The 10,934-nt window shown below is 56.7% G+C and carries 9 protein-coding genes and 1 pseudogene; 7 read left to right on the top strand and 3 right to left on the bottom strand.

Translation table 11 applies throughout. The annotated features are described in order from the left end of the window. On the bottom strand, positions 1-389 hold a 389-nt coding region (locus QMX85_RS09890; RefSeq protein WP_282340424.1), incomplete at its 3' end, for a Mur ligase domain-containing protein. A gap of 142 nt (positions 390-531) precedes the next feature. On the opposite strand from QMX85_RS09890, the gene QMX85_RS09885 reads away from it, so the two are divergent. From QMX85_RS09885 to QMX85_RS09870, 4 genes are all read left to right on the top strand, one after another. Next, entirely contained in the window at positions 532-1,182 is a 651-nt protein-coding gene (locus QMX85_RS09885) for a DedA family protein (protein ID WP_090225909.1), read from the top strand. A gap of 6 nt (positions 1,183-1,188) precedes the next feature. Further along, the gene (locus QMX85_RS09880; RefSeq protein ID WP_282340423.1) at positions 1,189-2,001 is read left to right on the top strand and encodes a M90 family metallopeptidase; all 813 of its coding nucleotides are present in this window, start codon (positions 1,189-1,191) and stop codon (positions 1,999-2,001) included. Positions 2,002-2,108: 107 nt separating this feature from the next. After that, a complete protein-coding gene (ppa, locus tag QMX85_RS09875) occupies positions 2,109-2,636 on the top strand; it encodes an inorganic diphosphatase (RefSeq protein WP_090225905.1) in 528 nt (175 codons plus the stop codon). A gap of 203 nt (positions 2,637-2,839) precedes the next feature. After that, complete coding sequence (locus tag QMX85_RS09870; protein ID WP_262948125.1) at positions 2,840-4,045, top strand: integrase arm-type DNA-binding domain-containing protein; 1,206 nt, start codon at positions 2,840-2,842, stop codon at positions 4,043-4,045. Between the two features lie 122 nt (positions 4,046-4,167). On the opposite strand, the pseudogene QMX85_RS09865 reads toward QMX85_RS09870, so the two are convergent. Together QMX85_RS09865 and QMX85_RS09860 are read right to left on the bottom strand one after the other, a co-directional pair. After that, positions 4,168-4,606 (bottom strand): annotated as a pseudogene (locus QMX85_RS09865) (DDE-type integrase/transposase/recombinase); the annotation flags it as partial. A gap of 8 nt (positions 4,607-4,614) precedes the next feature. After that, positions 4,615-6,183, bottom strand: a complete 1,569-nt coding sequence (locus tag QMX85_RS09860) for a PAS domain-containing methyl-accepting chemotaxis protein (protein ID WP_090252725.1) — start codon at positions 6,181-6,183, stop codon at positions 4,615-4,617. A gap of 449 nt (positions 6,184-6,632) precedes the next feature. On the opposite strand from QMX85_RS09860, the gene QMX85_RS09855 reads away from it, so the two are divergent. The 3 genes from QMX85_RS09855 (at position 6,633) to QMX85_RS09845 (ending at position 10,934) form a co-directional block, all read left to right on the top strand. Next, on the top strand, positions 6,633-9,269 hold the full coding sequence (locus QMX85_RS09855) for an EAL domain-containing protein (RefSeq protein ID WP_282340404.1): 2,637 nt from the start codon (positions 6,633-6,635) through the stop codon (positions 9,267-9,269). A 131-nt stretch (positions 9,270-9,400) separates the two neighbouring features. After that, entirely contained in the window at positions 9,401-10,435 is a 1,035-nt protein-coding gene (locus tag QMX85_RS09850; RefSeq protein WP_170050457.1) for a GGDEF domain-containing protein, read from the top strand. A gap of 226 nt (positions 10,436-10,661) precedes the next feature. Continuing rightward, on the top strand, positions 10,662-10,934 hold the full coding sequence (locus QMX85_RS09845; protein WP_178091859.1) for a hypothetical protein: 273 nt from the start codon (positions 10,662-10,664) through the stop codon (positions 10,932-10,934).

Here is a 10,934-nt window from a genome sequence, read left to right as displayed (position 1 = left end):
ATGCCGGCGTGTTCGAGTACCCAGGCGAGCATGCTGCTGGTGCTGGTCTTGCCGTGGGTGCCGGCGACGCCGAGCACCCAGCGCCCCTGCAGCACGTGGTCGGCCAGCCACTGCGGCCCGGAAACGTAGGGCAGGCCCTTGTTCAGCACGTACTCCACCGCCGGATTGCCGCGCGACAGGGCGTTGCCGATCACCACCAGGTTCGGCGCAGGCTCCAGGTGCGCGGCATCGTAGCCTTGCATCAGTTCGATGCCCTGGGCTTGCAGCTGGGTGCTCATGGGCGGGTAGACGTTGGCGTCGGAGCCGGTGACGCGGTGGCCGAGCTCCTTGGCCAGGACGGCCAGCGAACCCATGAAGGTGCCGCAGATGCCGAGAATGTGGATATGCATGGATGACCTCTGAGCGGGGAAACCACCCCGGAAAAACTGCGCCGCAGGTTAGCACAGAGCCCCTGCAACGGACCTCCGGCAGCAGCGCCAAGCGGACCGGCGTGGTTATACTGGCGCCTCCGCCCGGACAAATGCCCCCGCCATGGACTTCAATCCGATCGACCTGATCCTGCACCTCGACCTCTATCTGGAAATGCTCCTCGCCCAGTACGGAGTGTGGATCTACGCCATCCTCTTTCTGGTGATCTTCTGCGAGACCGGCCTGGTGGTGACACCGTTCCTGCCCGGTGACTCCCTGCTGTTCCTCGCCGGCGCGCTGAGCGCACTGGGCGGCATGGACATCGGCCTGCTTATCGGTTGCCTGAGCCTCGCCGCGCTGCTGGGCGACTCGTGCAACTACCTGATCGGGCGAACGGCGGGCGAACGGCTGTTCAGCAATCCCGACTCGAAGATCTTCCGCCGCGACTACCTGGCGCATACCGAGGCCTTCTACGCCAAGCACGGCGGCAAGACGGTGACCATGGCGCGCTTCCTGCCCATCCTGCGCACCTTCGCGCCCTTCGTCGCCGGTCTTGGGCGCATGTATTACCCGCGCTTCTTCGCCTTCAGCCTGCTCGGCACCCTGCTCTGGGTCGGCGGCCTGAGCACCCTGGGCTACTTCTTCGGCAACACGCCGTTCGTTCGGCAGAACCTGACCGCGATGATCCTGCTGGTGATCGGCCTGTCGCTGCTGCCGATGCTGATCGGCTGGATTCGCCACCGCATCCGCTCGCGCGCCGTCAGCCAGGGCTGAGCATCGGTGTGGTCGCTGCGCGCCTGGCGCCAACGCCGCATCCTCGCTGCGCACCCCGTCGACGACTCGCGCTGGGCGGCGGTGCTGGCGCGACTGCCGATCCTCGACGGGCTGGACCCGGCCGAACTGCAGCGCCTGCGCGAGCTGAGCGTGCTGTTCCTGCATGACAAGCACCTCAGCCTGCTCGGCGACCTGGAGCTGTCCGGCGAGGATCGCCTGGTCCTGGGCGTCCAGGCGCAGCTTCCGCTGCTGCACCTGCCGGCCGGCGAATGGCAGCGCAACTTCCACGAGCTGGTGCTCTACCCCGACGATTTCCGCAGCCCGCAGCGCTACCGTGACGATGCCGGCGTCGAGCACCAGTGGGACGACGAGCGCAGCGGCGAGGCCTGGGCGCAGGGCCCGGTGATCCTGGCCTGGCCGGGGGTCGCCGAAAGCGGTGGCTGGGAAGCCTACAACCTGGTAATCCACGAGATCGCGCATAAGCTGGACATGCTCGGCGGCGACGCCAACGGCCTGCCGCCCCTGCACCGCGACATGCGCGTGGTCGACTGGGCGCAGGCGATGCAGGGCGCCTACGACGCGATGAACGCGCAGCTGGATCGCGATCCGGACGCGGCCACCGCCATCGACCCCTACGCCGCGGAAAACCCGGCGGAGTTCTTCGCCGTCTCCAGCGAGTATTTCTTCAGTGCGCCGGATCTGCTCGAACAGGCCTTCCCGGCGGTCTACGCCCAGCTCGCGCACTTCTACCGCCAGGACCCGCTGGCGCGCCTGAAACGCCTGCAGGCGGAGCATCCGGACTACCGCGAACGGCCCTGACCGATGGTCCCGGACAACCCCGACCAAAGGCTGAATGGCGTGGTATCGCCGATTGAATGTGCCTATAATCCGGCCCACTTTTTGGCCCTAATACCGGGAGTCACCCCATGAGCTACAGCAAGGTTCCGGCTGGCAAAGACCTGCCCAACGACATCTACGTCGCCATCGAGATCCCGGCAAACCACGCGCCGATCAAGTACGAGATCGATCACGACACCGATTGCCTGTTCGTCGATCGCTTCATGGCCACGCCGATGTTCTATCCGGCCAACTACGGCTTCATCCCACACACCCTGGCCGACGACGGCGACCCGCTCGACGTGCTGGTCGTGACCCCGTACCCGGTGGCGCCGGGCTCGGTGATCCGCGCGCGCCCGGTCGGCGTGCTGCACATGACCGACGAAGCCGGCGGCGACGCCAAACTGATCGCCGTTCCGCACGACAAGCTGAGCAGCATCTATAAGGACGTCCAGGAATACACCGACCTGCCGCCGCTGCTGATCGAGCAGATCAAGCACTTCTTCGAGAACTACAAGGATCTCGAGAAAGGCAAATGGGTGAAGGTCGAAGGCTGGGGCAACGCCGACGCCGCCCGCGCCGAAATTCTCAAGGCGGCCGCGGCTTACCAAAAGTAAGCTGCTGCCCTCTCCTAAAAGCCGGCCACAAGCCGGCTTTTTTATTGCCCGAAGAAATCCGACAAGATCCTACAGCACTAGTAAATACGCGCCTTACAGCTTAGCATCCGTCCCAAGACATCCCGTAGCCATCCATAAAATCCGCAACCAAAGTGTGGGTCAGAGTGTGGGTTGAGGGGTGTGGGTTGGAGTAGGAGCGAGTGATGGGCAAGCTGACCAGCAAGACCGTGGAGTCGATAGCCAAGGCTGCAACGCCAGGAAAAACCAATGATGGCGATGGCCTGTACTTCCAGGTATCCAAGAGCGGCGGCACCAGCTGGATCTTCCGTTACAAGCTGGATGGCCGCAGCCGCGAAATGGGGCTAGGCCCCTTCCCCGCCATCACACTCAGCCAAGCCCGGCAGCTGGCCGCTGATCAACGCAAGCTCCTCGCTTCCGGAAGCGACCCACTGGCAACCCGCGATGCGGCAAAGGAAGCCAAGCGCGAGGCCGAACGCCAGGCTGCAGCACGTCGCACGACGTTCGAGGATCTCGCTCGCGAATACCAACAGGCACATGGCGGCAGCTGGTCTGAGAAGTGGCGGAAAGGCTGGCTGCGCAAACTGGAGCTCTACGCTTTCCCGACCATGGGCAAGTTGTCGGCTGACATCATCAGCACCGAGCATGTGCTTGCTGCATTGCAACCCATCTGGGTAACCAAGACACGGACTGCTGATGAAATCAGGGGCCAGATCGAGCAAATACTGGATGCAGCCAAGACTCGGCGTTTACGCGAGGGAGACAATCCTGCCCGCTGGCGCGGGCACTTGGACAACTTGCTGAGCAAGGCAGAGAAGAAGAAGGCCAGGCAGCGCCAGCACTTCCCAGCACTGCAGTGGAAAGACACTCCGAAGCTGATATCCACCCTGGCCAACATCGATACACGTGACGCCATCGCAACGAGATTACTGATTCTGACCGGTGCTCGTTACCACATGATCCAACATGCTCAATGGTCTGAGTTTGACCTCGAAACTGGCACTTGGGCACTGCCGGCTGAGCGCATGAAGATGCGAAAACCTTTCGTCATTCCTCTATCGCCCCCGGTAGTCGAGATGCTGAATATCATGAATACGACTCATTCAATATATCTTTTCCCTGGGCAAGGGAAGAATGGTGTCATGCATGGCAACGCCATACGCAACCTGCTGCACAAGCTGGGGTATGCAGACATCACGAGACATGGCTTTCGATCGACCTTCCGGGACTGGGCAAACGAATGCACCAACTACCCGCGAGAGGTATGCGAGCTTGCGCTTGCCCATGATGAACGCGACCAGACCGAGGCGGCCTATTCGCGCTCCGACCTTCTGGAGAAGCGCAGGGCACTGATGGCGGAATGGGCCAAGTTCTGCACGAGCAAGAAGTGACCCACAGCAAGCCCAAAGCAGCCGGTAACAACAGGCAGAAACCGGCCAAGAGCAGTCATCCGGCATCTATAAAAGTTGGTGTTTCGCTTTCAGAATGGTATCTACAACCTTTGACGTTTACGTTGTCGACTCATGCCACCAAGCAAGTTGTTAGCTTTCAGGAAACTCTGCCAGTCACCGCTGCTGAACTGACTACCCTGGTCTGAGTGAGACATCACTTCCTGCTTGGGCTTGAGCAGCCAAACAGCCACCAGCAATGCATCAATAGCCAGATCGCTGGCCATCTGCGGCTTCACAGACCAGCCAATGACCTGCAGAGAAAACAGATCGAGCACAATCGCCAAAAATAACCAACCCTCATAAGTGTGGATGTAGGTTATGTCCTTGTCCCAGACTTTGTTGGGTTCGATGACATTGGATAGGTGCGTCAGATGATTCGGTGAAGCCACTTGAGACTTACAACCGTAGCGTCCAGATAGGCGACGGTACCTTTTCTGCGAGCGAAGCCCTTCAAAGCGCATCAATCGATGCAACACGATGCTTGCCGCACGCTTCTGGCAAACAGTGTTCTAGGTATTAAAGCGCTCCGTCAGGCCATGGAGATCTGACGCGGTTTTCTCTAACTCCTGCCCCCTATCACTAGCCTTGGAGGCATTCTCCAAGCTCTCATCAGCAGCCTCAGCTATGTGGTTGATCTGCCGTGAAATATCTTCAGCAACGTGAGCTTGCTCTTCTGCTGCCGCAGCCATTTGCTGGCTCATGGCACTTATGCGCTCCATGGCTGACTTTATTCCTTCAAGGGCTTGCTGTGTTTCACTGACACGCTGTACGCCTTGCTCAGCGTCCTCATTACCTTTGCGGGCGATCTCTACTGCGTTTACTGCGCTATTGCGCAAGGTGCTAATGATCTTCTGAATCGACTCAGTGGACTCTCTTGTTTTTTGCGCCAATGAGCGTACTTCGTCAGCAACAACAGCAAAACCACGGCCTTGCTCGCCGGCCCGCGCTGCCTCAATCGCAGCGTTTAGTGCGAGTAGATTTGTTTGATCAGCGATTGATTGGATCAAACTCGCTGCGGTATTGATGTAGTCCGTTTCGGTTGCAAGACTTTCGACTGCGCAAGTGACCTGATCCACTGTTACGGATAAGGCTTCTATAACTTTTAACGTTGTGTCCGCGACTTCACTCCCTTGTGCCACCAGGCTAGAGGCGCTCTGTGCTTCCTCAGCTGTGAGCTGGATATTGGCGGCTACCTCGTTAATCGAGGCGGTCATTTCTGTCATGGCTGTTGCTGCCATATCGGCTTCAGCACGTTGTTCTGCCAACGCATGCCTGGTCTTGCTGGCAAGCGTTTGAGCATCCGCTGCACCCTGACTAGTCTGCTCGGCATAATCACCCAAGCGTGTAAGAACGGTTCGAATTCGTGCTGCTTCACTGATTAAAACCATACGCAGCTTGGCTGTAACGCCCTTATCTGTAGTGAATACCTTGGCGGCCAGTTCACTGTCGAAAGCATCCGGCACTTCACCCAGAGCAGCGTTGACACGATTCTGCAAACGCCTTACTGCCATAAGGCCCGCAGCTGGAGCACTAAAAAGCGGAACGATGGCCATCCAAAAGCTTGCTCCCATAGAGCTTATTAGAGCCGCACCGGCAAGGCCTATGGCAATAGGGGCAAAAAGTTGCCCAAGCAATGACCTAAAATGGTCTGCGGATGCTGAGCTGAGCTTGCCTTCGTTGATGCTGTCGTACAGCGCGCTTGCTCTGTTGACGCGCTCAGGGCTCGGTTTCGTTCGAACGGATTCGTACCCGATCAACTTACCGCTTTCAGTGATCGGCGTAACGTAGGCTTCAACCCAGTAGTGATCACCATTTTTACAGCGGTTCTTCACTATACCCATCCAGCACTTTCCGGCCTTGAGGCATTGCCACATGTGCTCATAGACAGAGGGTGGCATGTCGGGGTGCCTGACGATGTTGTGCGGGCTGCCAATCAGTTCTGCCCGAGTAAAGCCACTTATCGCCTCAAACTCATCATTGCAGTAGAGGATTTTTCCCGACGAGTCTGTTGCTGAAATCAGTCGTTGCGACTGATCAAAGCTTCGCTCGCGGCCTGTTAGGGGGAGGTTTTTACGCATTTTTCATAAGCCTTCTTGGTAGTGGCATAATGATATCATTTTCCAGCGAAGCCACTGGCTAGTGCCGGAAGGCGCTGCTGTTCTTCTTTCGGTAATCGGCCGCGTATTGTAAAAAATTAGGCCGTATCCAAGCATTAGCGCAAGCAAAGACGTCGACCCAGAAGTCACAAGGCACACATTCTTAGTGCCAAACTGACCCTGCTACGTAGCGGAATGGCTTTCGCGTTCTTCACCTATTGCGGAACCTGGCTTGTAGAAAAGCTGAACCAGGTCGATACAGCTTGCTACGTGCTGTTGCAGGGAGTAAGCGAAATGCTTCAAGAGATGGCCTGGAAAAGCTTTATGTGAGCTACTTTTACCTACTATTACCAGTCTGCGCGCGCGGTCAAATTAATACCGTTGCGCTTGCTAACCTTCGGCTGACATCGTTCTACACAGTGGAAGATTGAATGTTTATAGACCTTATCGAGAACATAACCCTACTGATCTCACTGTGCTGGCTACATGGGATGATCATGCGGTATCTGGACGGGTATGAGCGGCTGAGTAAAGTCTGCGCAGGCCTATTATTCGGCGCAGTTTGTATTGCCGGGATGAAAATCCCATTGGTGCTGACTGATGGGATAATTTTCGATGGTCGCACAGTAGTGCTAAGTATGGCCGCGTTCTTCGGCGGGCCACTTGTAGGCGCGATTGCAGGTTGCATGGCAGGTTTGTTTCGCCTTTGGCTAGGAGGTATAGGTGTTATCCCTGGGCTGCTCAATATATTGATGCCGATACTAATGGGGCTGGCATTTAGTTACATACATCGGCGGGGATGGGTACCCTTTAATATCGGCTCACTGCTGGTATTTGGAGTTGTGCTTCAAGGCTTGCAGGTGTTGAATCTGGCGCTACTACCAGTCGACCATTTTGCCTTGTTCCTTAAGCATGCACTATTGCCTCTCGTTGCAGTGCTGATACCCGCAACGCTGCTCCTAGGTCTGTTGTTAAGGGATGTTCAGCTACAGAGACAAGCCCGCGAGGCTTTGCGGCAGAGCGAGGCATATTTGCGTGCGATTACTGAAGCAGTACCTGATTTATCACTGGTGCTCGATGAGGATGGGCGCTACCTGAAAATCAAGACACCAGACAATGACCTGCTTTTTACTGGGGCTTCGGAGTTACTTGGAAAGCGCCTGCAAGATGTACTGCCGGCAAGCCAGGCAGATTTATTCCATAAATTTATAAGCCGTACTCTGGCCAGTGACCGCCCACATACCATCGAATATGGTATGCAAACCCAGGTTGGTCATCGCACCTTCGAAGCGCGTGCGCGTCGCTTAGATACGCTTATTCAGGGCCGTCGTGCAGTGGTGCTTATGGCTCGGGATATAACTGACCGGATTGCTTATGATCTGGATCGAAGGGTTGCTGCTATCGCCTTCGAGTCCCAGCAAGGCATGATAATAACCGATGCTCAAACCAGGATTATCAAAGTCAATAAAGCGTTCTCGCGCATCACCGGTTATACCGAAACTGAAGTTTTAGGACAGCCGACCCGCATGCTTGGCTCTGGCCATCAAGGCCCTGAGTTCTACCAAGAGCTTTGGAAAACGCTCTCTGAAAACGGCTTCTGGGAGGGTGAGATCTGGAATCGCCGCAAGAACAATGAAGTGTTCCCAGAGTGGCTAACAATTAGCGCCGTACGTGATGAGCAAGGTCAGGTTATTAACTACGTGGCTTCCCTCACCGACATCACTGAGCGCAAAAGTGCCGAGCAGAAAATTCAGCATCTGGCCTTCTATGATCCACTGACTAATTTGCCCAATAGGCGCTTGTTGCGTGACCGTCTCCAACAGGCGATGGCCTTATGCGGCCGGAAAGGCATGTATGGCGCACTAATTTTTCTTGATCTGGATGACTTCAAAAACGTCAACGACCTTTATGGTCACCAAGTTGGCGACGAGTTGCTATGTCAGGTGGCCAAGCGCCTTACTGAAACGCTTCGAGAACAGGACACCGTGGCACGTCTTGGCGGGGATGAGTTTGTAATCCTGTTGGAGGGTTTGGAATCCTGTGCCGAGGAGGCAGGCACCCAGGTTGAGCACATAGGTATCAAGTTATTGCAGGCGTTGCGTGAGCCTTATTTAGTCAGCGGTCATCGGTTCAACAATAGCGCCAGCTTGGGTATTGTGATGTTCAATGATGCTCACCACTCGGTGGATGAGTTGATGCAGCATGCGGACTTATCCATGTACAGCTCAAAAGCCTTGGGCAAGAACGCACTCAGTTTCTACGACCCGCAGATGCAGGCTGTGGTGAGCAAGCGCCTGCAACTCGAAGAAGATATTCGTCGCGGCCTAGCCGAAGAAGAGTTTGTCATTTACTTGCAGCCACAGGCTGGGGTGAATGGCTATCTCGAAGGTGCAGAGGCCCTTGTGCGATGGCAGCATCCCCAGCGTGGTGTTTTGGGGCCCGGCGTATTCATCGAGATCGCTGAACGCAGCGACCTTATTGAAGTGATGGATCTTGCAACCTTGCGCCAGGGCTGCGAGCTCCTTGCCCGCTGGTCAAACCAGCCGCAGCGAGCTGCTTTGAGCTTGTCAGTTAACATTAGCTCCAGACTGCTTTACAGGGATGACTTTATCGATCTGATTAAGCATTTGTTGGATGAAACCCAGGCCAACCCACTGCGCCTAAAGCTCGAAATAACTGAGTCACTGTTGCTCACTGACAAGGAGAAGGCAGTGATGCGCATGCAGTCACTACGGGAGATGGGCATTCGCTTTTCCATCGACGATTTCGGTACCGGTTATTCGTCCATGACTTACCTTCAACAGTTGCCGCTCGATCAGTTGAAGATCGACCAGTCATTTGTGCGTGACTTACCTGAAAACACGAGCGGTCTGGCTATAGTTCGCGCCATCTTGGCTATGGCGCATAGTCTTAATCTCGAAGTCATTGCTGAGGGCGTAGAGACCTTGGCTCAGCGTGATGCCCTGAGTGATAGCGGATGTAAGCACTTTCAAGGTTATCTGTTTGGCAAGCCGGTTGCTGTGGCAGACTTCGAGGTCATCTCTCTCTGCTCTGGAAGTCAGCACTGAATAGCCCCTGTTTCTGTAGACACCTGATGACCGCTATTGGCCGACAGTGTCGCTTGGTGAAAGTCCGTACTGTTTACTACCCTGCTGATTGGTAGACAATCGATCTGCCCCTTCGCTGCCGGCGCGCCAAAATGGATCAAATACTTTCTATTCTGTCCGAAACCATCCCCAAAGCCCGAACTCTGGAGCAGCTCACGCGGCCCTTGCTGACTCTGCTCAGCAAGGTTACTGGTATGGAATCGACCTACCTGACAACCATTGATACCGAGGCAGGCGTCCAGCGTATCGAGTTCGCCCGCAACGTCGGTGAAATGGTGATTCCTGAAGGGCTGGTCGTGCCCTGGGCAGATACGCTGTGCAAGCGGGCGCTGGACGAGAACCGCATGTACTCGGACAACGTCACCGAATGCTGGGGTGATTCAGAGGCCGCAGCCGCTCTGGGCATCAGGACCTATGTAAGCGCGCCAATCAGATCCTTGGATGGCCGAGTGCTGGGTACAGTCTGTGCCGCCAGCTCGGGTCAGGTGGCCCGCGCTCCTGACGTGGAGCCATTGCTGATGCTGCTCTCAGGGTTGCTGAGCTACTCCCTTGAACGTGAATTGCTGGTTGAGCGGCTTCAGGTCGCTAACGCCGAGTTGGCCACAATGGCGCTGACAGATCCCCTGACCGGTCTGTCCAACCGGCGCGCCATCCTCAACGATGTCGCTCGCTTGTTCGCCCTGGCCCAGCGAGAGAACACGTACGTGCTAGTCGGTGTCGTCGATCTGGATGGCTTCAAGCTCATCAACGATACCTACGGCCATCAGGCAGGAGACCAATTTCTACGTGGCGTAGCCATCCAACTGCAGCATGGCCTCAGAACCAGCGATACCGTCGGGCGTGTTGGTGGTGACGAGTTCATCGTAATCGCCGTGAGCACGCCATCCGAACATCTGGACCTGGCAAGCGATATGCAATATGCCGCCGAGCTAATGCAGGATCGCCTTACTAAAGCGACGATAGGACGATATGGGTTGGGGCAAGATCTTGGCGATATCGACTATGCCGGAGCAAGTGTGGGTGTAGTGGCGGTGATGCCCGGCAGCATGACTGCGGACGAGGCCGTCATGCTGGCAGACCGCGAGATGTACAAGGTGAAACAGCAGCGTAAGCGTCAAAGGTTGTAGAAAACATTTCGCAAAGTGAATCGCCCCTACTTTTGTAGATTTCGGATGGCGGCTTTTGGCCGACTCCAGCCAGTTCGCACTCAGTTTTCGCCGCCGCCCAGCCATTCGATCCAAAAAAATCTCAACAACACATTACAGCAATGACATCAGCACCAAGGAGGATCTTCCCATGTCATTGCAGTGTCCCCGCTGTCACTCCCCCAAAGTCGCTTCTTTCCATCACGCCATGAAAGCCGGCGCGACCATCGGCGCTGTCGGAGGCCTCGCACGTGGCGTTAGTGCTGCCCTGGCAGGCGGCAAGGCCGGCGCAGCGCTTGGCGTAATCGCCGGCCCTGTCGGTATAACACTCGGTTCTGTATCTGGCGCCATCCTCGGCGGGCTGGCCGGAGGCGTCGGTGGCTGTGCGCTCGGCGCACAGCTCGGCGAGTCGCTCGACCGTCACGTCCTGGCTCACAACCTCTGCCTGCTCTGCGGTCACCGCTTCAATCTGCCGGCCTGA

Origin of the sequence: Pseudomonas sp. PS02288, from assembly GCF_029959715.1 — a bacterium.
In the GTDB taxonomy this organism is placed as follows: domain Bacteria; phylum Pseudomonadota; class Gammaproteobacteria; order Pseudomonadales; family Pseudomonadaceae; genus Pseudomonas_O; species Pseudomonas_O kuykendallii.
This window is presented reverse-complemented; position numbering and strand designations above follow the sequence as displayed.